Genomic DNA, 24,872 nt, shown 5'->3' with positions numbered 1-24,872 from the left:
CGGCCCACGCCCCAATCCGCGAAGGAGACGCAATGAATCTGCACCGCCTGCTCAAGCAACGCCAGGCCGACAACAAGCCCTTGCGTGTCGCACTCATCGGTGCGGGCAAGTTTGGCTCCATGTTTCTGAGCCAAGCCCGGCGCACCCCAGGCATTCAACTCGTCGCCGTCGCAGACCTGCAGCCCTCCCGAGCTCGCGCAGCGTTGACACGAGTAGGCTGGCCCCCCGACGCGCTGCATGCAGAGAGCCTGCCCGACGCGGCGCGATCACGCCGCGTCTATTTCAGCGACGATGCGCTGGAGGTGATCGCCAGCCCAGAGATACAGATCGTCATCGACGCCACGGGCCATGCCGCTGGAGGCATCGCGCATGTGCTCGCCTGCTGCGAACACGGCAAACACATCATCATGGTCAACGTCGAAGCCGACGCCTTGGCCGGGCCGCTGCTGGCACGCCGAGCACGCGAAGCGGGCGTCGTGTATTCACTGGCCTATGGAGATCAGCCCGCCCTCATCTGCGATATGGTCGACTGGGCACGTGCCAGCGGCTTTGAGATCATCGCCGCCGGCAAAGGCACCAAATATTTGCCAGAGTTTCACACCTCCACCCCCGACACCGTGTGGCCCTACTACGGATTCACCGATGAGATGGTGGCGGCGGGCGACTTCAACGCCCAGATGTTCAACAGCTTTCTGGACGGCACCAAGAGCGCCATCGAAATGGCAGCCGTTTCCAACGCCACCGGTCTGCTGCCAGCGCCATCGGGACTGCACTTTCCGCCTTGCGGCGTAGACGACCTGCCGCGCGTGCTGCGTCCGCGGGAAGAAGGCGGCATGCTGCACCACCGCGGCCAGGTCGAAGTCATCTCCTCTCTGGAACGCGATGGCCGCCCCGTATTTCGCGACCTGCGCTGGGGCGTCTATGTCACGCTGGCAGCCGATAGCGACTACGTCCGACGCTGCTTCAAGGAATATGGCCTGCTGACCGATCCCAGCGGCAATTACGCCGCCATGTACAAACCCTATCACCTGATCGGCCTCGAACTGGGCATCAGCGTAGCCAGTGTGGGGTTGCGTCACGAGCCGACCGGTTCCCCGACCGGCTGGCACGGCGATGTCGTCGCGACCGCCAAACGCGACCTGGCAGTCGGCCAAGAACTCGACGGCGAAGGCGGCTATACCGTTTACGGCCGGCTGATGCCCGCCCGCGATTCTGTCGCAGACGGTTATCTGCCACTGGGCCTGGCACAAAAAGTCAAACTGAAAAACCCTGTCCGGCAATCACAGCCCATCCGTTGGCACGACGTCGAATTCGACGAAAAGTCCACCGCGGTGCAGTTCCGCCGGGAAATGGAGCAGACATTTGCCTGAACGCTCCCCGGGCAACGGCAAAGCCACTGCGCGGCCCGATAGACATCGATCCCCGTGCGCGCCGCGTGCGGCGATGCCCCGCATGGCGTGAATGAAGTATCGTTAACCGCATCGTCCATTTCTCGCGGAGCACCAGGTGAACCTGAAACTGAACGGCAAAGTCACAGTAGTCACAGGCGGCAGCAAAGGCATAGGCCTGGCAGTCGCCAACGCGTTTGCTGCAGAGGGCGCTTTCGTCGCCATCATCGCGCGTGACCCACAGGGGCTCGAACAGGCTCGAGCCCAATTACAGGCGAGCGGGCACAACGTCGCCACTTTTGCCGCGGACCTCTCTGACCCACAAGCTGCCACCCAGACGATCGAGCGCATCGAGTCCGAGATCGGCCCGATCGACATTCTGATCAACAGCGCCGGCGCCGCCCGCCGCCACGAGCCCGAAGACCTGGACGCCAGCAAATGGCGCGCCGCCATGGATGCGAAATTTTTTCCCTACATCCATGTACAAGACGCTGTCCTCGCCCGTATGCGCGAGCGCGCCGCTACCCGCCCCGCAGGCGCCACCAACGGCATCGTCGTCAACATCATCGGTAACGGCGGCAAGCGTCCCACCAGCACCCACCTGGCTGGCGGATCCGCGAACGCCGCCCTGATGCTCTCGACAGTCGGCCTGGCCGCCCACTATGCCCGCTACGGTATCCGCATCAACGGCATCAACCCCGGACCGACCTTCACGCAACGCGTCGAACAAGTCCTGGAACTCGATGCCCAACGCCAGGGCGTCTCGCGCGACCAGGCTCTGGCCGACAGCCAAGCTCGCATCCCGCTGGGCCGCTACGGCAAAGCCGAAGAGGTCGCCGACGTCGCCCTGTTCCTGGCCAGCCCACGTTCAGCTTATGTAGTCGGGGCCATCATTCCGGTGGATGGCGGCATGTCGTCAGTGATTTAACAGCGATACAAAAATCAATGCCGTGCACATGCTTCACACATGTGCACGGCATCCAAACAAATCAACGCGTCAGTGCATAACGCATTGACGCATTAGCACCAGCATCAACGCTTCAACTGCGACACATCCCGCACCGCCCCACGATCAGCAGAAGTCGCCAACGCCGCATAAGCCTGCAACGCCTGCGACACCACACGCTGACGATCCACGGGCTTCCACGCCTTGTCACCACGCGCCTCCATAGCCGCACGGCGCTTGGCCAACTCGTCCTCGGAAATCGCGAGATGGATCTTGCGATTGGGAATGTCGATCTCGATCGTATCGCCATCCTCGACCAGACCCACATTGCCACCTTCGGCCGCCTCAGGCGAGGCATGACCAATCACCAACCCCGACGAGCCACCGGAGAAGCGGCCATCCGTGAACAACGCGCAGGTCTTGCCCAAGCCTTTCGACTTCAGATACGACGTCGGATACAGCATTTCCTGCATCCCCGGCCCACCCTTTGGACCTTCGTAGCGAATCACCACGACATCACCCGCCACGATCTTGTCGCCCAGGATGCCTTCCACCGCATCATCCTGGCTTTCAAAGACCCGTGCACGGCCCGTAAACACCCACTGCGACTCGTCCACGCCGGCCGTTTTGACAATGCAACCCTTGGGTGCGAGATTGCCGTACAACACCGCCAAGCCGCCGTCTTTTGAATACGCGTTGGCCTTGTCGCGGATGCAGCCCGATTTACGGTCCATATCCAGCGTCAGATAAGTCGCATCCTGGCTGAATGCCACCGTCGTAGGAATGCCGCCAGGCGCTGCGCGATAGAATTTTTGCGCCGCCTCGCCAGCCCCCCCATTGATGTCCCATTGCTCGATTGCGTTGCCCAGCGTGCCGCTGTGCACATTGCCGCAGCTCAGATCCAGCAGATCCGCGCGCGCCAGTTCGCCCAGGATCCCCAGGATACCGCCCGCACGGTGCACGTCTTCGATGTGGTATTTGTCCGTCGCCGGCGCCGCCTTGCACAAGCAAGGCACATTGCGCGAGATACGGTCGATATCCGTCATGTTGAAATCCACGCCAGCCTCTTGGGCTGCGGCGAGCAAGTGCAACACCGTGTTGGTCGAACCGCCCATGGCGACGTCCAGCGTCATGGCATTCTGGAAGGCGCTCTTGGTCGCGATATTGCGCGGCAAAACCGACGCATCGTCTTGCTCGTAATAACGGCGGCACAGATCCACCACCAGGCGGCCAGCCTGTTCGAACAAGCCCTTGCGCCAAGCGTGCGTCGCGACGATGGTGCCATTACCCGGCAGTGCCAGGCCAATCGCCTCGGTCAGGCAGTTCATGGAGTTGGCGGTAAACATACCCGAGCACGATCCGCAGGTCGGACAGGCACTGCGCTCGTATTGCTCGGCCTCGGCGTCAGTGATGTTGGGATCGGCGGCCTTGATCATGGCGTCGATCAGGTCGATCTTGGCAATGACTTTACCGTCGGTCGGCGACTTGATCTTGCCGGCTTCCATGGGACCACCGGACACAAAGACCACCGGAATATTCAACCGCATCGCGGCCATCAACATCCCCGGGGTGATCTTGTCGCAGTTCGAGATACACACCATGGCGTCGGCGCAGTGCGCATTGACCATGTACTCGACCGAATCCGCGATCAGCTCGCGCGAGGGCAGCGAATACAACATACCGCCGTGGCCCATGGCGATACCGTCATCCACGGCAATGGTGTTGAACTCTTTGGCGACACCGCCGGCCGCCTCGATCTCTTTGGCGACCAGAGCGCCCAGATCGCGCAGGTGCACGTGGCCCGGCACAAACTGCGTAAACGAGTTCACTACCGCAATAATCGGTTTGCCAAAATCGCCGTCCTGCATACCGGTGGCGCGCCAAAGAGCGCGAGCGCCGGCCATGTTACGGCCGTGGGTGGAAGTACGGGAACGGTATTGCGGCATGGTGTTTCTCGGACGGGAAAGTTCGCAAAGTTGTCAATAATACGCCGGATCGCCGGGAGGCTGCATTCAGCCCTGCCCCTGGCGCAACGCCAAAAGCGCCGTATGCAACTGCACCAGTCCCCGATGCAGCGGCTTATCGCTGCGTAGCACCACTGCCAGCGCGCGCGACAACCGTGGTGTCAAAGACCGGACTTGCAGGGTTGACGCGCGCTGCTTCGGAAGCGCCAGCGCCGGCAAAATGGCGCATCCCAGGCCGGCCGCGACGAGCTCCTTCATGGCTTCGGTGCTGCCCAATTCCATCGCAGGCCGCGCCCGCACTCCTGCCGCCTCGAACCAGCTGTCCACCAGTTCCCGGGTACGCGCGCCCGGCTCGAAGAGCACGACCGCCCGCTCAGCCAAGGCATGCGGGGTAATGGCGGCGGGAACCTCATCGGCGGCCGGGAAAATCGCCACGAATTCATCCTCCAGCACCGGCGTCACCTGAAACATGCGGCCTGACGCGGGCAAGGTCACCAAGCCGATATCCAGGGTGTTGGCCTCAATGTCGCGCAGCACATCAGCCGTATTTCCCGTGCTGGCCACAATTTCCAAGGCCGGAAAACGTCGCCGCAAATCTGCCAGCAGCGGCGGCAGCAAATACGTGCACGCGGTCGCCCCGGTTCCCAAACGCACGCGGCCCACCACTTGGGCACTATGCGCCTGCATGCTGCGCTCGGCCTGCTCCACAGCAGCGTCGATCGCGCGGATATGTGTCAGCAGATCCATGCCCGCGGCCGTCGCCGTCACCCGTTTGCCCACGCGTTCGGCCAGCCTCAAGCCGTAACGGCGCTCCAGTTGGCGCACCTGCAGGCTCACTGCGGGCTGCGTCAGCCCATGCCTATCCGCCGCAGCCGAAAAACTGCCCAGTTCGATCACATCCAGAAAGATACGCAGATGATCCAGGTTCAGGCCGCGCATAGGTCGCTCTTGAAAAACACCCGTTGCTCTTGAAAACCAAAGAATTTCTTATGCTTTGAATAATAAACCAAAGCTTTATTAATACTGGCTCCTGCAGCACACTGTGCGTACCCCAACGGACTCATAATCCGTTGGTTCGCACAGTTCTTCACGTACCTCGAACATGACCGAATCCTCTGCCTTGATTCTGCGCGATAGCACCTCCGACGATGTGCCCGCGATCCAAGCCATTTACGCCCATCACGTCTCGCATGGCACCGCCTCGTTTGAACTCGACCCACCCACGCTCACCGACATGCATGCCCGGCGCGATGCGGTATTGGCTCAACACCTGCCTTATCTGGTGGCCGAACGAGGAGGCGAGATCGTTGGCTACGCCTATGCGACACCGTACCGGCCTCGCCCAGCCTACCGCTATACGGTGGAAGACTCGGTGTATGTCAAACCCGGCATCGCCGGCCAGGGCATAGGGGGCCGGTTGCTCGCCGAGCTGGTGGAGCGATGTACGGCTGGCGGCTGGCGGCAGATGCTGGCGGTCGTAGGCGACAGCCGCAACGCCGCCTCGCTGGCATTGCACGCTCGCCAGGGTTTTCATCCAGTGGGTACGCTGCGATCAGTGGGCCACAAATTTGGACAATGGCGAGACACGGTCCTCATGCAGCGCGCCCTGGGCGACGGAGACCAGCGTGACCCAGGGATTGCGCCATTAGATTGACATCATGGCACCCGTCATTGCTACCCGGGCCGTCATGTGCCTGGCATCGCAAAATCATCAGGCGTTTGCCGCCCTGATCTCCCCGGCAGCGAGGGCCTTGCGCTTGGTTCCCGGCAGCAGGATTACCGCGATTGCCGCAACCAGAGCCGCCGCCGCGAACACAATGAAATTCCACGAAAAACTCAGTCCTGAGCCTGCCACGTAGCCCCCGACCATGGGCCCGGCCATCGCACCAACGCGTGCGAAACTCAGCGCCCATCCTGTGGCGGCCGCCCGGATATGCGCCGGATAATAGCCCGCGATGTAGCCCGTCAAGATCAACGACGCAGACACGCTGCCCACGCCTGCCAAGCCGACCAACGTGTAGTTGACTACCAGCGAATTACCGAACAGCAACGCGCCGATCGCCGCTGCGCCTATCAGGTAGAACACGGCGACCGTACCGCGCACGCCCAGCTTGTCGGCCACACTGCCTAAAAACAGGCCGCCCGCTGCAGAGGTCAGACTGAAAACCACCAGGAACAACAGACTGGAGCCCAAGTCATAGCCGTTTTTGCGCATGATCGAAGGCAACCAGGTATTCAGACCGTAGACCAGCAGCAAACCCAGAAAGAGGGCGATCCAGAAACACGCGGTCGCGCGAATGTAGTCACGGGAGAAAATGATTTTGACCACCTCGCGCCACGATGTGCGCGACTCGGTGGACGGGCCCGCTTCAGGCTGGCGCCACACGCCCGCGCCCGTTGCCGCCGCCAATGCCTGGGCCTCCTGGATACGGCCGCACCCCTGCAGATACTCGATCGACTCGGGCAACAGGCGCGCCATGAACGGCACCAGCACCAACGGAACAAGCCCCAATCCGATCACGCCGCGCCATCCCATAGTGGGCAGCAACCATATCGCGATCAGCGCCGCGCAAAGAATGCCGATCGAATACCCCGAGTACATCAGCCCATAGTTGAAACTGCGGCGATGCTCGGGCGAATACTCCACCGTCAATGCCGCCGCCACGGGGATCACCCCGCCCAACCCCAGACCGCCGATAAAGCGCATCACCCCAAAAAACCAGGGCGTCGGCGCCAACGCCGCCCCCACCATCGTCAAAGAAAATACCGAGACGCACAGCAGCAGCATGCGGCGCCGGCCCAGCATTTCGCTCAAGGTGCCGACCATGAAAGCGCCAAAGAACATCCCGACCAGGGCATAGCTGCTGAGCGCTCCCAGCTCCAGCGGTGTCAGATTCCAGTTGCGGTCATCGGCCATCGATGGCAGCACGGCGCCCATGACGCCCACGTCGTATCCCTCGAACAGGATGGCCAGAAAACACACGAAAAGCACCGTATATGTCGTACGGGACGACGGATGCCAAGGCTGCGCGCCGGCGGCGGTATTCATGTCGAAAGTTCCTCTGAGGCTGGCTAAAGATCAGCGTTAGAACCACCTGAACACTTGCCGCCACGACCGCAAACGCGATGCGTCAGCAAGATAGTTTAGGTTTAAACATATCAGCTTCAGCGGGGACATTGCAATCAGCGTCTTTACTAAGACGATTTGCTATCGAGGAAATTCATCTCGCAGCGTGACCTGCTCGGTCTCGTGCGATCGAGCCATCGCACGATATGCGCGCTTGACGCTTATCGCGTCTGCCAACGTTCCCACCCGGCTTTGCGCAACGCGCACGCCGGACACGTTCCGCACCCATAGCCCCAAGCATGGCGCGCGCCACGCTCACCCAGGTAGCAGGTGTGGCTCTGCTCGACCACAATATCGACCAGCGCCTGGCCGCCGAGCTGCTGCGCGAGATCCCAGGTGTCCGCCTTGTCGATCCACATCAACGGCGTCTCGATCGTCACGCGCGAGCCCAGGCCCAGACCCAACGCCACTTGCTGCGCCTTGATCGTGTCATCTCGGCAATCCGGATAGCCTGAAAAATCGGTTTCGCACATCCCGCCCACCAGCACATCCAATTGGCGGCGATAGCCCAGCGCAGCGGCCAGCGTCAGGAACAGCAAATTGCGTCCGGGCACGAAGGTATTGGGCAAGCCGTTTTCCTGCATCTCGATGGCGCGGTCGCTGGTCATCGCCGTATCGCCGACCTGTCCCAACACCCGTAGATCCAGCAAATGATCCTCGCCCAGACGTTTCGCCCAATCTGGAAACTGCGTCCGCAACTCACTCAACACGCGCAGCCGCGCATCCAGCTCGATGCGATGGCGCTGTCCATAGTCAAACGCGACCGTCTCAACGTGGGCATAGCGATCCAACGCCCAGGCCAGACAAGTCGTGGAGTCCTGGCCGCCGGAAAACAGGACCAGTGCGCGTCGTTGATGATTTTGCATAAACACTTTCAGATTCGTTGCCAGGCAAAGCGCCCCCAACAGAAACTGTACCGCAACACATGGCGCACCGCGCCGCAAACCAACGTAGACAGGACGAGGAAGATCAGAGCAACACCACACGCAAATATCCCATTTTCCGAATAGGGTTATTTGCCACGGATGCTGCGTAAAATGATTTGCATCCATAGCCTCATTGTTTTTGCGATCAGCCCGAATTCTCAACCAACCCTTTTGCCCGACGGATTTCCTGCCTATGAAAGCCATCCGCCCGCAGTCTGATACTGCTGAACCCTTACGTCACGATATCCGATTGCTGGGGCGTTTATTAGGTGAAGTCATCCAGGCCTGTGAGGGCGAACGGGTGTTCGACACGATCGAAACCCTGCGCCGCACAGCCGTGCGTTTTCGCCGCGAGGGCAACAAGGCCGATGGCAAGTTGTTAGAACAACGCGTGAAACGGCTGCGCGGCAATGATCCGAACTCTGTGGCCCGCGCGTTCAGTTATTTTCTGCATTTGTCCAATATCGCAGAAGATCGCGACCAGAACCGCGCGCAGCGCGAGCATGCCTTGGCCAGCGAAGCGCCGGCGCGCGGCAGCCTGCGCGAGGCTGTCAGCTTGTTGGAGGCACAGGGCGTCACTCTCGCACAAATCCGCCGGTTACTGTCCGAGGCCTGCCTCGTACCTGTCCTGACGGCGCACCCGACCGAGGTGCAACGCAAGAGCACGCTGGACGTGCACCGGGAAATCGCAACGGCGCTCTTGCAACGCGAGGGGCCGTTGACGGCCCAGGAGATCGCCGACCTGGATCTGGTTCTGCTGGGACGTATTGCCACACTGTGGCAGACGCGCATGCTGCGCTACACGCGGCTGACCGTGGCCGACGAGATCGAAAACGCCTTGTCATACTACCGCAGCACGTTTCTGAACGTCATTCCGCGGGTGTATTCGGATCTGTCCCGTCTGCTGACCCGTGAGCCGGTCAAGCCTTTTGCTGCGCCACCGGCTCCGTTAGAGCCCTTTCTGCGCATGGGCAGCTGGATCGGCGGCGACCGCGATGGTAATCCCAATGTCGATGCTGGCACACTGGAGCTGGCGTTGTTGCGTCAAGCCACCGTGCTGTTTGAATACTACCTGCAGGAAGTCCATGCCCTGGGCGCAGAACTATCGATCACCACACTGTTGATCGATGCGGACTCGGATTTGCGGACGTTGGCCGATGCCGGCGGCGATGATTCGGCCCACCGCCGCGACGAGCCCTACCGTCGCGCACTGGTGGGCATTTATGCTCGTCTGGCAGCGACGGCCCAACAACTGACCGGCCGCGATCTGGCTCGCCGCGTCACACATCCGGCGCCGCCATACAACACACCGCGCGAGCTGGCCAACGACCTGGCCGTCATTGCCTCATCGCTGTCTGCCAACCATGGCGCGCCGATTGCCCGGCTGCATTTGAGCGGCTTGCAACAGGCCGTAGAGGTCTTCGGTTTTCACTTGGCAACGGTCGATCTGCGTCAGAGCTCAGACGTGCACGAACGCGTGCTCACCGAACTGTTCACCCGTGCCGGCACGCAGCACGATGGCAAACCGGTCGATTACAGCCAACTCGACGAAGACGCACGCGTGGCGTTGCTGCGATCCGAATTGGCCCAGGCCCGGCCGCTGGCGTCACCCTGGATCACCTACAGCGAGGAAACCACCCGCGAACTGGCCATTCTGCGCGCTGCCGCCGCGGGCCGCGCACGGTATGGCAAACAAGCAGTGCAGCAGACGATTGTGTCGCACACCGAGACCTTGAGCGACCTGCTCGAGGTCCTGGTGCTGCAAAAAGAAACCGGCTTGACCACGGCCCCCGATCAAAACATCGAACCGCAGGACGGCCTGATGGTTGTCCCGTTATTCGAAACCATTCCTGACTTGGAGCGCGGCCCTGAAATCATGGCGGCGTGGCTGGATCTGCCCGAGGTGCGAGAGCGCGTTAAACATGCACAGAATGACACGCAGGAAGTCATGCTGGGCTATTCCGACAGCAACAAGGACGGCGGTTTTCTCACATCGAACTGGTCGCTCTATCAAGCCGAGCGCGCCCTGGTCGATGTGTTCAGCGCGCGCCGCGTGCGGCTGCGGCTCTTTCACGGACGCGGCGGTTCGGTGGGACGTGGCGGCGGCTCCAGCTTTGACGCCATCCTGGCACAACCGCCGGGCACCGTGGCCGGGCAACTGCGCCTGACGGAACAAGGCGAGGTCATCCAGAGCAAATACAAGGACGCCGAGGTCGGCCGCTGGCACCTGGAACTGCTGGTTGCGGCCACGCTGGAGTCGTCGCTGGCGCCTCGCGCGGCTGCCGCCAGTGCCGAAGACGCTCATATGGCACATTATGGGTCCGCCATGTCCTTCATGTCGGACACGGCGCAACGCAGCTATCGCGGCCTCGTTTATGAAACGCCCGGATTTGCAGAATATTTCTTTGCGACCACGCCGATTACGGAAATCGCCGGGCTGAACATCGGCTCTCGTCCTGCCTCACGTAAACAAGGCCAGCACATCGACGAGTTGCGCGCCATTCCATGGGGGTTCTCGTGGGCGCAGTGCCGTCTCATGCTGACCGGCTGGTACGGCGTGGGCTCGGCCATCGAGTCCTATCTCGAGACCGGCGCGGCCGGCGCGCCTCGTTCGCGCCGCGCCAGGCTCGCCCAATTGCGAGAGATGGCGCGGGAATGGCCCGCGTTTCGCACACTGCTCTCCAACATGGAGATGGTGCTGGCCAAATCGGATCTGGCCATCGCGGCGCGCTACGCGCAACTGCTGCCCGCCCGCGCACTGCGCGAACGCATTTTCAATCAGATCAGTACAGAGCATGGCCGTACCGTCGCCATGCTGCGTTTATTGACACAACGGGAACTGTTGGCAGATAACCCCGCCCTGCAGTCCTCGCTGCGCGAACGTTTTGCCTACATCGATCCGCTGAATTATCTGCAGATCGATCTGATCCGCCGCTACCGTGCCGCCCAACAGGACGGTGCAGCAGAACCCGACAAACGCGTGCGCAGTGCCATTCACCTGACCATCAACGGCATCTCGGCGGGGCTGCGCAACTCGGGCTGATCGAAACGCGTCCGAAGCGAGCAAGCAAGGACAGATACGTCTGCAGTGATGCAGACTCGTCTGGCCGTCGCCCCTTGCCTCACGGCTGAGCCGCAACCTCTAATGCACGCTCGAGCGAAACGCGGATCATCTCGCCGTGCCCATATTGCGGGAAGGTCTCATAGGTGACATCGCCACCGCCCTTGCGCAGTCCATCGGCCATATCGCCAATGACGGCGCGAGGGTTTTCTATAGGTGCACGGCCGGGCTTTGCGCGCGGCAGATTCGGCATGGGCCTATTGGGATCACGAGGTTTTGTGCCAACCAGAATCGCGATGCGCTTACCCGCCGCCTTGTTCGCGTCAAACGCCCGCCATTCCTGCACCAGCACACCATCATTCCACCACGCCGAAGGATCGCCCACGATGTAGCGCGCAAAGGCATTCGGCTGCGTGTACAAGGTATGCAGGGTGAACAGCCCGCCATACGAATGGCCCCACAAATATTCCTTTTGCGGATCCACCTTGACGCGTGACTGCACCAGAGGCTTGATAGACGACTTGATGTATTCGAGAAAAATATCGGCGCCGCCACCGGCGCGTCCCCGGTCGTCTTCGTGGTGCACGCGCTGCCCATTTTCATATGTGGGCGGCGTGTAGTCGAACGCGCGCGACACCACATCGTTACGCGTGGGCACGTCGTAACCGATCGCCACCAGCACAGGCGGATGGCCGCTGCGCGACAAGGCCGCCAAGTCCGCGTCCTGCAACGTCGCCATCGCAGCGTTGCCATCCAGCATGTACAACACGGGATAGCCTGCCGACGGCGCTGCAGCACGAGGAATCGAAATCTCGATGCGGTAGTGCCGTTTGCCATCGGCCGAGTCGATCTGGTGCCGCTCAAACTGATACCACTCAGACGGATGATCCACTACTGTCTCGCCCACCAATTGCATGCCGGGCACTTGCCCGGCCGCAGGAGTTTGCGCGTGAGCGCAGGTTGCGCCCAGCAGGCAGCACAAAGACAGCATCGATAACTTCATAGACCAATCATTTCTCAACATCATTCCAGCTATTGCGATTCAAGTTGACCGTCACAGAACGGCGCATGGGCGAGCCACTGTCAACGCCTGTGGGTTTCACTCAAGAGACGGCATGCCGCGGCCGTCTGGCCGGTGCAGAGCCATCAATCGAAATGAGAATAGATTGCAATTCTAGCTCGTGAAATTGTTGGCCCGCATCGCCGGCCGGCTTGTTCCGTCCTGATGCCGTCGTCCCCGTGACAATCTCAACCCATTGGCGTCTGCCCGAAATTCTTAGTACTATCCCTAAATAAATTCTATATACGCACAAATGTTCGCATATAGAACAACAATGATTCCTGGCCCGCGCCTGGAACAGTATTCGGATGAGACGTGCTCTGCCGCGCCCATCACCGAGCGCGAGCCTCCCGGAGCCTTTCGACATGGATTTTCCTATCCAGAGCCTGGCCGTCGTCGGCGCAGGCGCCATGGGCAGCGGCATCGCTGCCCTGTTTGCAGCAAAAGGACTTGAGGTCGTCTTGATCGACCCCGTACCCGGCGCGCTCGAACGCGCGGCCGGTGTCATTGACCGGCAGCTCGGTGTCTACGCCCCCGATGCGGTGGCCGAGACACGACGCCGCATTCGCATGGATACCGGCCTCGAGGCCGCCTGCGCCTGCGACCTGGTCATCGAAGCCATTCCGGAAAAGCTGGAGCTCAAGCGCGACACGTTCGCTCGCCTGGATACTCTGTGCAAACCCGAGACGATCTTCGCGACGAATACGTCGGGCCTGTCGATCAACGCCATCGCGCAGGCCGTGACGCGGCGCGATCGTTTTGTGGGCACGCACTTCTTTACGCCCGCCGACGTCATTCCTCTGGTCGAAGTCGTACGCAATGACGACACCTCGGCCGAAACCGTCGAGCGCGTGATGGCAACGCTGAGATTCGGCGGCAAACGTCCCGTTCTGGTCAATCGCGATATCCCGGGCTTTATCGCCAACCGCATTCAACACGCCCTCGCCCGCGAAGCCATCTCGCTGCTGGAACAAGGCATCGCCAGCGCCGAAGACATCGACGAAGTCGTGAAATGGAGCCTGGGCATCCGCCTGGCGCTATCCGGGCCGCTGGAGCAACGCGACATGAACGGCATCGATGTTCATCATGCCATCGCGAGCTACCTGTACGCCGACCTGGAAAACCGCACCACGCCCTCGGCGTTGCTCACAGAGAAGGTTGCCACCGGTCAACTCGGCGCCAAGACCGGCCAGGGTTTCTATGCCTGGCCGCCCGAGCGCCGCGAACAAGTACTGCGCGACAAAAGCGCAGCCCTGGGTGAATTAGTGGCCTGGTTGAACAAACGACAAGCCCAGTAAAGGCTTGTCCCTCATATCGATTTATGTAATCCCCGCAGACCCTTGCATCCAGGACGCCCTGTCGCGTCCGATGATCGGCTCTGCCTTTAAGTACGCCTTACGGAGCGAGTTGGAGAGGCAGCATGAACAAATTAACGTCCTTTTTTACGGAGCTGATGCGCAAGTATCTGCCCGATCCTTTTGTGTTCGCCATCGCGCTGACGCTGTTGACCGTGTTGATGGCCATGGGCATCGAGGGTCAGAGCCTGGGCCAGATCACCCGTGAATGGGGCAACGGTTTCTGGAGCCTCTTGGCCTTCACGACGCAGATGGCCGTGATCCTGGCCATGGGCTACGTGCTGGCCACCGCGCCGCTCACGGATCGCCTGCTCAATCGCATCGTCAGCCACGTGCATCAGCCTCGCACGGCCATCATCGTGGCCACGCTGGTCGGCGGCATCGGCAGCTATTTGAACTGGGGCTTTGGCTTGGTCATCGGCGGTATCGTCGCCAAGAAACTGGCCTTGAAAGTCAAAGGCGTGCACTACCCCTTGATCATCGCCGCAGCCTATAGCGGCTTTACCATGTACGGTCTGGGCCTGTCTGCCAGCATCCCGGTGCTGATCGCAACGCCCGGCCATCCCCTGGTCGATCAGATGGGTACGGTGCCGCTGTCGGAAACGATTTTCTCTGCGCCCATGCTGATCACGAGCTTGATCATCATCGTCACGCTGCCCTTGCTCAACGCCTGGCTGCATCCCCGTGCCGGTGAGAAAGTCGTCGAAGTCGATCCGGCCATCGACAAGTCGACCGAGCCCACGCCAGGCAGTGACCTGATCGAACAGAACACCATTGCTTCCAAGCTCAACAACAGCCGCATCCTGAGCCTGTTGATCGGTTTGCTCGGCATGGCCTACGTCGTCTTTCACTTCGTGGACGGCGGCTCGCTGGATCTGAACCTGATCAATTTCTTCATCTTGTTTCTGGGCGTATTGCTGCTCGGCACGCCGGCGGCTTATGTGGCCAAACTGAATGACGGCATCAAGACGATCTCCGGCATCATTCTGCAGTATCCGTTCTACGCCGGCATCATGGCCATCATGGCGGGCTCGGGCCTGGTGAACACTATCTCGCACGTTTTTGTTGACGTGGCTACGCCGGGCACGCTGCCGTTCTGGGGCCTGATCAGTTCGTTCTTCATCAACTTCTTCGCGCCTTCGGGAGGCGGCCACTGGATGATCCAGGGTCCGTTCATGATCGACGCAGCAAAGGAAATCGGCAGCTCGATCAGCCAGACCTCGATGGCCGTCATGCTGGGGAATTCCTGGAACGACCTGGTTCAGCCGTTCTGGATTCTGCCGGCCTTGGCGCTATCAAAACTGAAACTGCGCGACGTGATGAGCTACACCGTGATCATGATGATCTGGGTCGGCATCATCGAGATCATCGCCGTGCTGAGCTGGGGCATTCTGACCCACTAACTGATCCGAGGAGTCCATTATGAAACCCCAGGCTTATCTCGTCACCGGTGGCAGCGCCGGCATCGGCGCCGCTATTGTGAGCGCTCTGCTCGATGCGGGACATCGCGTCGTCAACATCGACTATCGCCTGCCCGAGAACCCGCCCGAGGGGCTGGTGTCGATCCAGGCCGACCTGACCGACGAAGCACAAACCAAAGCCGCCGCCGCACAGGCCACCCGTGATCACGCCATCATTGGTCTGGTCAATAACGCAGGCGCGACGCGCCCCGGCACCGCCGATACGGCCACGCTGGCGGATCTGGATTATGTCGTCGCGCTCCACCTGCGCACCGCCATGATTCTGGTGCAGGCCGTATTGCCCGACATGCGCGAGGCCGGCTTTGGCCGCATCGTCAACATGTCGTCGCGCGCCGCGCTGGGCAAGCCCGATCGCGTGGTGTACTCGGCCACCAAGGCTGGCCTGGTGGGCCTGACACGCACGTTGGCCATGGAGTTGGGTGGCGACGGCATCACCGTCAATGCGATCGGCCCCGGCCCGATTGCCACCGACCTGTTTCGCAACAGCAATCCCGATGGCGCGCCACAAACGCAGCGCATCATCAACAGCATCGTCGTCAAACGCCTCGGCACACCGGAAGACGTCGCGCGCGCTGCGATGTTCTTTCTATCGCCCGACAACGGCTTTGTGACCGGCCAGATGCTGTATGTCTGCGGCGGCACCACGCTCGGCGTCGCGCCGATCTGATTGATCAGCCACATCATGGCCGCCACAATGCTCAGCGACTCCACGTACGCGCAGACATCTCCCGATGTCTCGCTGCGCGAGAGGCATCGCAGCGTCAGGCACGCGACATTGCATCGCGATGCCCCACACGCAGCGGCACACGGCCATCCGACGTCCGCACCTGCGCCTCGCGCGTTAACGGCGCCGCAACGCTTGGTTGATCTGATCAGCTGCGTGGCGCAACGGCGGCAGGAACGCATCCAGCATGGCTTCGCGCGAGTATCGGCTCGCATGGCCGCTGACGTTCATCGCGCCAATCACGCGGCCCGTGCGATCCATGATGGGCACGGCCACCGATTGCAAGCCGGGCTCGAGCTCTTGCACCACACAGGCATAGCCATCGGTACGGACTTGCGCCAGCATGCGTTTCAAATCGGCCAGGTTGGTGACCGTGTGCGCCGTGTGCGCCCGAATATCGCTGGCCGCCAGCACTCGGTCTTGTTCCGCAGCAGGCAAGCCCGCCAGCAACACGCGGCCCATCGAAGTCACCCACGCAGGCAAGCGGCTGCCAACGGCCAGATTGATGCTCATGACCTTGTGCATGGACAGGCGCAGGATGTACACGATATCCGTGCCATCGAGTACCGACACCGAACACGATTCGCGCGTCGCCTCGGCAACTTCCTCCATATAGGGCAAAGCCAAATCCCACAAGGGCGTGGCCGACAAATAGGAGTAGCCCAACTCCAGGATGCGCGGCGTCAAGGAAAACTGACGCCCATCGACAGCGACATAGCCCAGGTGCTCCAGGGTCAACAGAATACGGCGCGCGCCAGCACGCGTCAGCCCGCATTGCGCCGCAACTTCCGACAAGGTCATCTGCGGCCGCTGCGGCCCGAATGCCCTGATCACCGACAGCCCGCGTGCAAACGACTGCACATAGCTGTCACTGGGTTGTTGAGTGTTTTCCATATCTGTAACCCTGTCCGCGCAAATCCGGATATCCACCCCGTGAGACGTTTGGCGCTGCCGCCTTGACACCTCCCGGTCACCATGAAACGATGTTCTTCAAAAGAACGAAAGTTCTAATTAAGAACAAATTATGACACGCCCTTTTTATTGCGGACTCACCCCATGATCTCAAAGCTCGTTGCAAATGCGGCGGCCGCCTTGGCGGACGTACCCGACGGCGCCACCGTCATGATTGGAGGCTTCGGCACTGCCGGCCAGCCCATGGAACTGATCGATGCCCTGTTGGAACAGGGCGCCAAAGATCTCACCATCATCAACAACAACGCGGGTAACGGCACCACCGGCCTGGCGGCATTGCTGGCGGCCGGCCGTGTGCGCAAAATCATTTGCTCGTTCCCGCGCCAATCGGACTCGCAAGTATTTGACGGTCTGTATCGCAGCGGCAAGCTCGAGCTCGAACTGGTTCCGCAAGGCAACCTGGCCGAACGCATCCGCGCAGCCGGAGCCGGTATCGGCGCGTTCTTTACGCCCACAGGCTATGGCACGCCGCTCGCCGAGGGCAAAGAGACCCGCGAAATCAACGGCCGCCAGTATGTATTGGAATACCCCCTGCACGCCGACTACGCGCTGATCAAGGCCGAGCGCGGCGACCGCTGGGGCAACCTGGTCTACCGTAAAACCGCACGTAATTTCGGCCCCATCATGGCCAGCGCCGCACGCATCGCCGTCGCTCAAGTCCGCGAAACGGTAGAACTGGGTGAACTCGATCCCGAAACCGTCGTCACCCCCGGCATCTTTGTTCAACGCATCGTGCAAATCGCCCCGACGGCCAAGGAGCAACAACAATGAGCACCAAACTCAATCGCGACCAGATCGCCGCCCGCGTCGCGCAAGACATTCCCGAAGGCGCCTACGTCAACCTCGGGATTGGCCTGCCCACGCTGGTCGCCAATCACCTGCCCACCGACCGCGAAGTCCTCTTGCACACCGAAAACGGCATGCTGGGCATGGGCCCTGCCCCCGCCAAAGGCGAAGAAGACTACGACCTCATCAATGCCGGCAAGCAACCCGTCACCGAGTTGCCCGGCTGCTCGTTCTTTCATCATGCCGATTCGTTTGCCATGATGCGCGGCGGCCATCTGGACATCTGCGTGCTGGGCGCATTTCAGGTTTCGCAACACGGTGACCTCGCCAACTGGCACACCGGCGCCCCGGATGCCATCCCCGCAGTCGGCGGCGCGATGGACCTGGCCATCGGCGCAAAAGACGTCTTTGTGATGATGGAACTGCTCACCCGCGATGGCCAGAGCAAACTGGTTGCCGAGTGCTCCTATCCGCTGACAGGCGTGCGCTGCGTCTCGCGTGTCTATACCGACGTGGCAGTCTTTGACATCCGCAACGGCGAGGTCAAAGTCATCGACATGTTCGGCGACATCACCGCCGACGAGTTGCTGCGCCTGACCGGCCTGCCGTTGAAATTCGCTCAATAAGTCAGCATCAAACATTTTTAATTGGAGTCTGCCATGCTATTCATGGTCCAAATGCAAGTAAACCTGCCCGTCGATATGCCGGCCGAGCGCGCCGACAAACTCAAGGCCGACGAAAAAGCTCTGGCGCAACAACTGCAACGCGATGGAAAATGGGTCAGCCTGTGGCGCGTCGTCGGCCGCTACGCCAACGTCAGCATTTTCGACGTGGAAAACAATGATGAACTGCACCAGCTGTTGTCGTCGCTGCCGTTGTTCCCGTACATGGATATCCAGGTCACGGCACTGGCGCGTCACCCCTCGGCCATCTAAGCCCACCGACCACGGAGCCCCACATGCCCTACATCATCGAAACCTTCGACAAGCCCAACCATCAAGCCGTGCGCCAGGCACATCGCCCAGCCCACCTGGAATACCTGGCCGCCAACAAGGCGTTGCTATTGGCTTGCGGTGCAAAGCTCAATGACGATGGCTCCGATGCAGGCGGCGGGCTCTATGTGGTCGATCTGGACACCCGTGCGGAAACCGAGGCCTTTATCGCGGCAGATCCATTTGCCCAGGCCGACCTGTTCGAACGCGTCACCATCACACGTTGGCGCAAAGCCTACGTCGGCGGCGAATTGATGCTGTAGTCCGCATCCATCGACTATTGCCCGACACGCTTTCCACAGCACCCAGGATTTTTCATATGTCTTACGCTGATCTCAGCCAGGCCCGCCTGTACTATGTCATCGACGGCCCCGCCGATGCGCCCGTACTGGTGCTCTCCAATTCGCTCGGCACATGTTCCGACATGTGGGCGCGCCAGATCCCGACCTTGTCGCAGCACTTTCGCGTGCTGCGCTATGACACCCGCGGACACGGCAAATCGTCTGTCCCTGCGGGCGAATACACGTTCTCGCAACTGGCGGGTGATGTCGCCGAACTGCTCGACCATTTGAATATCGACCAGGTGAGCTTCTGCGGCCTGTCGATGGGCGGTCCCACTGGCCTGCAACTGGCACTCGATCATCCGCAACGCGTGCGAAAACTAGTGCTGTCCAACACGGCTGCGCGCATTGGCAGCGCCGAAGGCTGGACCAGCCGCATCGAGGCAGTCGCACAAAATGGCCTGGAGAACATGGCCCCCGGCTTGGTCGAACGCTGGTTGACGGACGATTTCCGCGCCGCCCAGCCCGGCTTGACCCAAGTGTTGGTCGACATGCTGCGCCGTACCTCCAACGAGGGCTACAGCGCCAACTGTGCGGCCTTGCGTGATGCCGACCTGCGGGCGCGTCTGTCCGAAATCAAAGTTCCCACCCTGGTCATCGCCGGCACCCATGACCCGGCGACCACGCCGGAAAACGGCCGCGAACTCCAGGCGGGTATCGCAGGCGCTCAGTACGTAGAACTGAACACCTCGCACATCGCCAACTGGGAACAGCCGCAAGCCTACACCCGCGCGCTTGTGGACTTTCTCACGGCATAAACCGATCAGGGAGGCATGTCTATGCAACGCTGGAAGCAACGCCCCGAGGGTTCGAACTGGGGCGACTATGGCCCCGACGATCAACTGGGCCGGCTCAATCTGTTGACCGAGGCTCAAGTCCTCAAGGGCGCTCGAGAAATTCAGGCAGGCAAAACGTTTTGCCTGTCGCTGCCCCTGGATCTGCCCGGCGGCAACATCCTGAATCCGCGCCGCCATCCGCCGCAGTTGAGCCCCACGCGATTGCAAGACACGCCCTACCTGAACTTTCCATTGCGCAATCTGAACCCTGACGCGGTGGACGTCTTGAGCGACGATCAGGTGCTGCTGTCAATGCAGTATTCCACTCAATGGGATTCCCTGGCACACGTCGGCGCCCTGTTCGATGCAGACGGCGACGGCCGCGCGGAGCTCTGCTATTACAACGGCTACCGCGCCGGCGTCGACATCGTGGGGCCGGCCGACGGCGACCACGCCGGCTGCGGCTGCAACAGCGGCGGCCCCTCGGCCGCCCTGAAGCTCGGCATTGAAAACCTGGCACAGAAAGGCATCCAAGGACGCGGTGTGCTGGTCGATCTGGCCCGCCACTTTGGTACCGGACGCACCTTGATCGGCCATGCCGAGCTCATGCAGGTTTTACAGGCCGACGACATCACGATCGAATCCGGCGACATGCTGGTCCTGCGCACCGGCTACGCAGAAAAAATCATCGAGATGGCCGGCCAGCCCGACGCCGACGTGTTGCACACCTATGGTGCAGCCCTGGACGGCACCGATGCAGCGTTGCTGCAATGGATCACCGACAGCGGCATCGCGGCCATCTGCGCCGATAACTATGCCGTCGAGGCCTATCCCGCCCGTGATCGCCAAGGCCCCCGCGCGATGCTGCCGCTGCATCATCACTGCCTGTTCAAACTGGGCCTGCCCCTGGCAGAGCTGTGGTACCTGAAGGACCTGGCCGAATGGCTGCATAGCAATGGCCGGCATCGTTTCATGCTGACCGCGCCGCCGTTGCGGCTGCCGCACGCGGTCGGCTCGCCGGTCACACCCGTGGCGACGGTATAACAGCGCATAGGAGAGCGTATCCGGGCGGATACCCGGTGCGCTCGACATCTCTGCGCCGCTACGCGGACCAGCACGATGGCTTGGACCTCAGCGCTGCCGCTGAACCGGCGCAACGCCCTGCCCCACCGCGGTCATTGCGTCATTGCAAATAGCAAACTCCTTACACAATCAGCCATTGCATCATCGGCGGACCGCCCTTAATTTACGGCAAGAACCCGGCCGCTTCCGCGGCAAGGAGATTGCCATGAAAAAGTATCTCGTTTCCCTGTTGCTCTCCCTGATCAGCATCGGCGCGTCAGCGCAGAGCAGTCTGCCGCACGGCGTATCGATCCAGGACCTGAGCGCCACTCGCCAGGCCGATGGCGTCTGGATCATTACCAGCACGGTCTCCAACCATCGCGATACGGCCGTCAACGGCCTGTCGGTCACCTACGCGTTATACGACGCCCAGGGCAAGGAAATCGGCCGTGTCACCGGTCGCCGCGACACCCCGCTTGCCCCTGGCGACAGTTGGCAATCCCAGACGCCGACCACAACGGATTTCACTCGTTTTAGCGCCAAGGATATTCAGGCCCAATAATCGGGGACGCGTTGCGTTGCAGGCTAGTTGTAAGCGGTCTGTGGGAAAATAATGGCGTGCGTGCGCCATAACAACAAGGATGTTCTATGTTCCCCAAAAGACTTACTGACGGCTACCAGGCTTTTCTGGACGGCCGCTTTCACAACGAACGCAAACGCTATGAGGACCTGGGCGAATTAGGCCAGAACCCCGAAATCCTGCTGATCGGCTGTTGTGATTCCCGAGTGTCGCCCGAGGTCATCTTTGATGCGGGCCCCGGTGAGATGTTCGTCATCCGCAACGTGGCCAATCTGGTCCCGCCCTATGAGGGCGATGCCGAGTCCTCGTCCTATCACGGCACGAGTGCTGCCATCGAATTCGCCGTCAACGCGCTGAACGTCAAGCACATTGTCGTGCTCGGCCACGCCTCATGCGGCGGCGTGCGTGCCGTGTTCGACGACGCCGAACCGCTGACCAAAATCGATTTCGTCGGCAAATGGATGTCGCAGATCACACCCGTAGCCGATGCGCTGCCGCGCACTGGCGACCGCACCACCGATATCCAGCGTCTGGAATGGGCCGTGGTCGAACACAGCTTGCGCAACCTGCAGACCTTTCCGTCGATTCGCCGACGCGTCGAAGCCGGCAAAATCGAACTGCACGGCGCCTACTTCGGTGTCGCCACCGGCCTGTTGTTCCTGCGCGACCCCGAAAGCGGAAAGTTCGCCCCCTGCCAACCGCAGGCGTCCGGCACGCCAGATTGATCCTCTGAGTCCTCGGCCAGCTTCTATTCTTATAACGAAAATGACTTAGACAGCCGAGGATATCGGCTGTTACGGTTATGTACATAGCATGTAGCGGCGCCGCCTGGCGGCGCGCTTTTGCGTCCGCGACGTTTATTGTCATGCCTTGAGCGTCGTTTGCTGTCAGTGGTTCCATTACGCCCCACCGGGCGCCCCAATAGGGCAACTTGCCATGTATGTGTACGACCCTGTCGATCAACAGCTTGTAGAACAACGTGTCGCGCAGTTCACCGACCAGACCCAGCGTTTTCTTGATGGTCAGCTAACCGAAGACGATTTCCGCACCCTGCGCCTGCAGAACGGCCTGTACATTCAACGTCATGCGCCGATGCTGCGCATCGCCATCCCGTACGGCCTGCTGGCCGCGCGCCAACTGCGTACGCTGGCTCATATTGCCCGCACCTGGGACCGTGGCTACGGCCATTTCAGCACGCGCCAGAATATGCAGTTCAACTGGCCCAAGCTCGAAGACGTGCCCACCATTCTGGCAGAGCTGGCCAAGGTGCAAATGCACTCGATCCAGACTAGCGGCAATTGCATACGCAACACGACCTCCGACCATTTCGCCGGCGTTGCCCCTGACGAGTTGGTCAATCCGCTCGTATGGTGCGAGATCATCCGCCAATGGTCGACACTGCATCCGGAATTCGCATTTCTGCCGCGTAAATTCAAGATCGCCGTCAGCGGCGCCGAGGAAGACCGCGCCGCTGTCGGTGTGCACGACATCGGCCTGCAGGCTGTCGAGCGCGATGGCGTACTCGGTTTCCGCGTCTGGGTCGGTGGCGGTCTGGGCCGTACCCCCATGGTGGGCCATCTGATCAATCCGTTTGTCGAGTGGCAGCATCTGTTGACGTATCTGCAAGCGGCATTGCGCGTCTACAACCTGCATGGCCGACGCGACAACAAGTACAAAGCACGCATCAAAATCCTGGTCAAGGAACTCAAACCCGAGGTCTATGCCGAGCAGGTCGATGAACAATGGCAGTTGATCAAGGGCGGCCCCGACACGCTGACCCAGGAATATGTCGACACCATTGCGCAGCGCTTTACGTGGCCGGACTATGACGAATCTGTCGCGGGCGAGCCTGACCCCACGGAAATGCACGCCGCCGCACACCCCGCGTTTGCCCGCTGGCTGCAAAAGAACGTACGCGACCACAAGGTCGCTGGCTATGCTGCCGTGACGCTGTCACTGAAGCCCACTGGCGTGCCGCCTGGCGATATCACGGCCGACCAGATGGACGCCGTCGCAGATCTCTCCGAGCGTTATGGCTATGGCGAGGTTCGCGTCTCGCACGAGCAAAACCTGGTACTGGCCGACGTGCGCCGTTCGCAGTTGTTCTCGCTTTGGGAAGAACTGCGCGCGCTGAACATGGCCACGCCTAACATCGGGTTGCTGACCAACATCATCTCGTGCCCGGGCGGTGATTTCTGCGCCTTGGCCAATGCCGTGTCCATTCCGGTCGCCGAAGCCATCCAGACGCGTTTTGACAATCTGGACTATCTGTTCGAAATCGGCGAGCTCGATCTGAATATCTCGGGCTGTATCAACGCCTGTGGCCATCACCACGTCGGCCATATCGGCATTCTGGGCGTCGATAAGAATGGCGAAGAGTGGTATCAAGTCACGCTGGGCGGGCGCCAAAACGGCGCGGCCAAACCGTTGCCCGATCTGCAATCCACACGGGGCGGTGGCGCGGCGATTGGCCGCATCATCGGGCCGTCGTTTGCGCGCGAGCAGGTGCCTGATGTCGTCGAGCGTTTGATCCAGACTTATCTGCGATTGCGTGACAGCGACGCGGAGCGTTTTATTGATGTCGTCGACCGCGTGGGTATCGCTCCGTTCAAGGACGACGTGTATTCCGATCCCGCCGTGGCCAAAGCCGCGCCGGCAGCTCGTGAGGTGGCTCATGTCTGATCTGATTTCTGCGGATGACAATGTTGCCCGCCTGATTCGCCACGGCCAATTGCAGATTAACGATGGGCGTGTTTTCTCGCCGGCTGCTGAAGAGGCCACTGGTGAGGACGCCCAGGTCGCTGCTGATGCGGCGCCTGCATTACCGGCGGATGAGCCGGGATGGATTATTCCATTAGCGCTCTGGACAGCGCAGCGAGATACGTTACGTCAGCGGCAGCATCCTGTTGCGGTGCTGTTGCCGCCGGACGCTAAATTGCAGGACCTGATTGGCGAAGACGGCCGTGTTGATGACGCGGGTCTTGCATTCATTGCGATTGACTTTCCGCTTTATACGGACGGGCGGGGTTATTCGCTGGCGCAGTTGCTGCGTACGCGTCATGGATGGCAGGGTGAATTGCGGGCGATCGGGGATGTGATGATCGATACGATTCACTATCAGGCGCGGGTGGGGTTTGATAGCTTCTTGGTGAAGCCTGGGCACGATCCTGAGAAGGCGTTGGCTGCGTTCAGGACGTTTACAGTGCACTATCAGAAGACTTATCCGAAGCCGCCGGAATTGTTGGCTGCTTGAATTCGATTTCCTCTCGTTCCGTGGTGAGTCGTAGCTGCTGATGACGACGGTTGGCAGGTTTCGGATCCGCGGATGCGG

General features: G+C 61.0%; 23 protein-coding genes. 17 read left to right on the top strand and 6 right to left on the bottom strand.

Annotated elements, in window-relative coordinates; genetic code table 11:
* The first annotated feature begins 32 nt into the window (after positions 1-32).
* On the top strand, positions 33-1,370 hold the full coding sequence (locus tag ACYVIT_RS01735) for an NAD(P)H-dependent oxidoreductase (protein ID WP_415807730.1): 1,338 nt from the start codon (positions 33-35) through the stop codon (positions 1,368-1,370).
* 136 nt (positions 1,371-1,506) lie between these two features.
* Complete coding sequence (locus ACYVIT_RS01730) at positions 1,507-2,316, top strand: SDR family oxidoreductase (RefSeq protein ID WP_415807731.1); 810 nt, start codon at positions 1,507-1,509, stop codon at positions 2,314-2,316.
* Positions 2,317-2,420: 104 nt separating this feature from the next.
* Here the strand turns inward: ACYVIT_RS01730 and ilvD are convergent, their stop codons facing one another.
* Both ilvD and ACYVIT_RS01720 read right to left on the bottom strand, forming a co-directional pair.
* Positions 2,421-4,280 (bottom strand): dihydroxy-acid dehydratase, encoded by a 1,860-nt coding sequence (gene ilvD / locus ACYVIT_RS01725; RefSeq protein ID WP_415807732.1) that lies wholly within the window; start codon positions 4,278-4,280, stop codon positions 2,421-2,423.
* Positions 4,281-4,346: 66 nt separating this feature from the next.
* On the bottom strand, positions 4,347-5,237 hold the full coding sequence (locus ACYVIT_RS01720) for a LysR family transcriptional regulator (RefSeq protein ID WP_415807733.1): 891 nt from the start codon (positions 5,235-5,237) through the stop codon (positions 4,347-4,349).
* A gap of 163 nt (positions 5,238-5,400) precedes the next feature.
* On the opposite strand from ACYVIT_RS01720, the gene ACYVIT_RS01715 reads away from it, so the two are divergent.
* Positions 5,401-5,952, top strand: coding sequence for a GNAT family N-acetyltransferase (locus ACYVIT_RS01715; protein ID WP_415807734.1), 552 nt, complete (start codon positions 5,401-5,403; stop codon positions 5,950-5,952).
* Between the two features lie 57 nt (positions 5,953-6,009).
* Here the strand turns inward: ACYVIT_RS01715 and ACYVIT_RS01710 are convergent, their stop codons facing one another.
* Positions 6,010-7,347, bottom strand: coding sequence for an MFS transporter (locus ACYVIT_RS01710; RefSeq protein WP_415807735.1), 1,338 nt, complete (start codon positions 7,345-7,347; stop codon positions 6,010-6,012).
* A gap of 239 nt (positions 7,348-7,586) precedes the next feature.
* Entirely contained in the window at positions 7,587-8,291 is a 705-nt protein-coding gene (gene queC / locus ACYVIT_RS01705) for a 7-cyano-7-deazaguanine synthase QueC (RefSeq protein ID WP_415807737.1), read from the bottom strand.
* 253 nt (positions 8,292-8,544) lie between these two features.
* Here queC and ppc point away from each other — a divergent pair, with 253 nt between their 5' ends.
* A complete protein-coding gene (gene ppc / locus ACYVIT_RS01700) occupies positions 8,545-11,394 on the top strand; it encodes a phosphoenolpyruvate carboxylase (RefSeq protein ID WP_415807738.1) in 2,850 nt (949 codons plus the stop codon).
* A gap of 79 nt (positions 11,395-11,473) precedes the next feature.
* Here the strand turns inward: ppc and ACYVIT_RS01695 are convergent, their stop codons facing one another.
* On the bottom strand, positions 11,474-12,415 hold the full coding sequence (locus tag ACYVIT_RS01695; protein WP_415807739.1) for an alpha/beta hydrolase: 942 nt from the start codon (positions 12,413-12,415) through the stop codon (positions 11,474-11,476).
* A gap of 422 nt (positions 12,416-12,837) precedes the next feature.
* Between ACYVIT_RS01695 and ACYVIT_RS01690 the strand changes: the two genes are divergently transcribed.
* The 3 genes from ACYVIT_RS01690 (at position 12,838) to ACYVIT_RS01680 (ending at position 15,975) form a co-directional block, all read left to right on the top strand.
* Positions 12,838-13,770 (top strand): 3-hydroxyacyl-CoA dehydrogenase family protein, encoded by a 933-nt coding sequence (locus ACYVIT_RS01690; protein ID WP_415807740.1) that lies wholly within the window; start codon positions 12,838-12,840, stop codon positions 13,768-13,770.
* Positions 13,771-13,892: 122 nt separating this feature from the next.
* Positions 13,893-15,230, top strand: a complete 1,338-nt coding sequence (locus ACYVIT_RS01685; RefSeq protein ID WP_415807741.1) for a short-chain fatty acid transporter — start codon at positions 13,893-13,895, stop codon at positions 15,228-15,230.
* 19 nt (positions 15,231-15,249) lie between these two features.
* A complete protein-coding gene (locus tag ACYVIT_RS01680; protein ID WP_415807742.1) occupies positions 15,250-15,975 on the top strand; it encodes an SDR family NAD(P)-dependent oxidoreductase in 726 nt (241 codons plus the stop codon).
* A 174-nt stretch (positions 15,976-16,149) separates the two neighbouring features.
* Here the strand turns inward: ACYVIT_RS01680 and ACYVIT_RS01675 are convergent, their stop codons facing one another.
* Positions 16,150-16,926: an IclR family transcriptional regulator gene (locus ACYVIT_RS01675; RefSeq protein ID WP_415807743.1), complete on the bottom strand. Its 777-nt coding sequence runs from the start codon at positions 16,924-16,926 to the stop codon at positions 16,150-16,152.
* 162 nt (positions 16,927-17,088) lie between these two features.
* Here ACYVIT_RS01675 and ACYVIT_RS01670 point away from each other — a divergent pair, with 162 nt between their 5' ends.
* The 10 genes from ACYVIT_RS01670 (at position 17,089) to ACYVIT_RS01625 (ending at position 24,794) form a co-directional block, all read left to right on the top strand.
* Positions 17,089-17,775: a 3-oxoacid CoA-transferase subunit A gene (locus tag ACYVIT_RS01670; protein WP_415807744.1), complete on the top strand. Its 687-nt coding sequence runs from the start codon at positions 17,089-17,091 to the stop codon at positions 17,773-17,775.
* Complete coding sequence (locus tag ACYVIT_RS01665) at positions 17,772-18,416, top strand: 3-oxoacid CoA-transferase subunit B (RefSeq protein WP_415807745.1); 645 nt, start codon at positions 17,772-17,774, stop codon at positions 18,414-18,416. The genes ACYVIT_RS01670 and ACYVIT_RS01665 overlap by 4 nt, the downstream gene beginning before the upstream one ends.
* A gap of 33 nt (positions 18,417-18,449) precedes the next feature.
* On the top strand, positions 18,450-18,725 hold the full coding sequence (gene catC / locus ACYVIT_RS01660) for a muconolactone Delta-isomerase (RefSeq protein ID WP_094823793.1): 276 nt from the start codon (positions 18,450-18,452) through the stop codon (positions 18,723-18,725).
* Between the two features lie 23 nt (positions 18,726-18,748).
* On the top strand, positions 18,749-19,045 hold the full coding sequence (locus ACYVIT_RS01655) for a YciI family protein (RefSeq protein ID WP_094823794.1): 297 nt from the start codon (positions 18,749-18,751) through the stop codon (positions 19,043-19,045).
* A gap of 56 nt (positions 19,046-19,101) precedes the next feature.
* Positions 19,102-19,881 (top strand): 3-oxoadipate enol-lactonase, encoded by a 780-nt coding sequence (pcaD, locus tag ACYVIT_RS01650; protein WP_415807746.1) that lies wholly within the window; start codon positions 19,102-19,104, stop codon positions 19,879-19,881.
* A gap of 21 nt (positions 19,882-19,902) precedes the next feature.
* Positions 19,903-20,943, top strand: coding sequence for a cyclase family protein (locus ACYVIT_RS01645; protein WP_415807747.1), 1,041 nt, complete (start codon positions 19,903-19,905; stop codon positions 20,941-20,943).
* A gap of 244 nt (positions 20,944-21,187) precedes the next feature.
* A complete protein-coding gene (locus ACYVIT_RS01640) occupies positions 21,188-21,523 on the top strand; it encodes an FxLYD domain-containing protein (RefSeq protein ID WP_415807748.1) in 336 nt (111 codons plus the stop codon).
* A gap of 86 nt (positions 21,524-21,609) precedes the next feature.
* Positions 21,610-22,266 carry a carbonic anhydrase gene (locus ACYVIT_RS01635; RefSeq protein ID WP_415807749.1) on the top strand — a complete coding sequence of 219 codons (657 nt, stop codon included), beginning with the start codon at positions 21,610-21,612 and terminating at the stop codon, positions 22,264-22,266.
* A 211-nt stretch (positions 22,267-22,477) separates the two neighbouring features.
* The gene (locus ACYVIT_RS01630) at positions 22,478-24,223 is read left to right on the top strand and encodes a nitrite/sulfite reductase (RefSeq protein WP_415807825.1); all 1,746 of its coding nucleotides are present in this window, start codon (positions 22,478-22,480) and stop codon (positions 24,221-24,223) included.
* Positions 24,216-24,794 (top strand): DUF934 domain-containing protein, encoded by a 579-nt coding sequence (locus tag ACYVIT_RS01625; RefSeq protein ID WP_415807750.1) that lies wholly within the window; start codon positions 24,216-24,218, stop codon positions 24,792-24,794. The genes ACYVIT_RS01630 and ACYVIT_RS01625 overlap by 8 nt, the downstream gene beginning before the upstream one ends.
* The last annotated feature ends 78 nt before the right edge of the window (positions 24,795-24,872 follow it).

The organism is Bordetella muralis, from assembly GCF_054781015.1.
Note: the sequence above shows the minus strand (reverse complement) of the source record. Positions and strands in the feature narration are given on the sequence as shown.

Bases quoted from the DNA above. Each gene is read 5' to 3' on its own strand.
- ACYVIT_RS01735 (WP_415807730.1), top strand. From the start codon at position 33: ATGAATCTGCACCGCCTGCTCAAGCAACGCCAGGCCGACAACAAGCCC.
- ilvD (WP_415807732.1), bottom strand. From the start codon at position 4,280: ATGCCGCAATACCGTTCCCGTACTTCCACCCACGGCCGTAACATGGCC.
- ACYVIT_RS01720 (WP_415807733.1), bottom strand. From the start codon at position 5,237: ATGCGCGGCCTGAACCTGGATCATCTGCGTATCTTTCTGGATGTGATC.
- ACYVIT_RS01715 (WP_415807734.1), top strand. From the start codon at position 5,401: ATGACCGAATCCTCTGCCTTGATTCTGCGCGATAGCACCTCCGACGAT.
- ACYVIT_RS01710 (WP_415807735.1), bottom strand. From the start codon at position 7,347: ATGAATACCGCCGCCGGCGCGCAGCCTTGGCATCCGTCGTCCCGTACG.
- queC (WP_415807737.1), bottom strand. From the start codon at position 8,291: ATGCAAAATCATCAACGACGCGCACTGGTCCTGTTTTCCGGCGGCCAG.
- ppc (WP_415807738.1), top strand. From the start codon at position 8,545: ATGAAAGCCATCCGCCCGCAGTCTGATACTGCTGAACCCTTACGTCAC.
- ACYVIT_RS01695 (WP_415807739.1), bottom strand. From the start codon at position 12,415: ATGAAGTTATCGATGCTGTCTTTGTGCTGCCTGCTGGGCGCAACCTGC.
- ACYVIT_RS01690 (WP_415807740.1), top strand. From the start codon at position 12,838: ATGGATTTTCCTATCCAGAGCCTGGCCGTCGTCGGCGCAGGCGCCATG.
- ACYVIT_RS01685 (WP_415807741.1), top strand. From the start codon at position 13,893: ATGAACAAATTAACGTCCTTTTTTACGGAGCTGATGCGCAAGTATCTG.
- ACYVIT_RS01680 (WP_415807742.1), top strand. From the start codon at position 15,250: ATGAAACCCCAGGCTTATCTCGTCACCGGTGGCAGCGCCGGCATCGGC.
- ACYVIT_RS01675 (WP_415807743.1), bottom strand. From the start codon at position 16,926: ATGGAAAACACTCAACAACCCAGTGACAGCTATGTGCAGTCGTTTGCA.
- ACYVIT_RS01670 (WP_415807744.1), top strand. From the start codon at position 17,089: ATGATCTCAAAGCTCGTTGCAAATGCGGCGGCCGCCTTGGCGGACGTA.
- ACYVIT_RS01665 (WP_415807745.1), top strand. From the start codon at position 17,772: ATGAGCACCAAACTCAATCGCGACCAGATCGCCGCCCGCGTCGCGCAA.
- catC (WP_094823793.1), top strand. From the start codon at position 18,450: ATGCTATTCATGGTCCAAATGCAAGTAAACCTGCCCGTCGATATGCCG.
- ACYVIT_RS01655 (WP_094823794.1), top strand. From the start codon at position 18,749: ATGCCCTACATCATCGAAACCTTCGACAAGCCCAACCATCAAGCCGTG.
- pcaD (WP_415807746.1), top strand. From the start codon at position 19,102: ATGTCTTACGCTGATCTCAGCCAGGCCCGCCTGTACTATGTCATCGAC.
- ACYVIT_RS01645 (WP_415807747.1), top strand. From the start codon at position 19,903: ATGCAACGCTGGAAGCAACGCCCCGAGGGTTCGAACTGGGGCGACTAT.
- ACYVIT_RS01640 (WP_415807748.1), top strand. From the start codon at position 21,188: ATGAAAAAGTATCTCGTTTCCCTGTTGCTCTCCCTGATCAGCATCGGC.
- ACYVIT_RS01635 (WP_415807749.1), top strand. From the start codon at position 21,610: ATGTTCCCCAAAAGACTTACTGACGGCTACCAGGCTTTTCTGGACGGC.
- ACYVIT_RS01630 (WP_415807825.1), top strand. From the start codon at position 22,478: ATGTATGTGTACGACCCTGTCGATCAACAGCTTGTAGAACAACGTGTC.
- ACYVIT_RS01625 (WP_415807750.1), top strand. From the start codon at position 24,216: ATGTCTGATCTGATTTCTGCGGATGACAATGTTGCCCGCCTGATTCGC.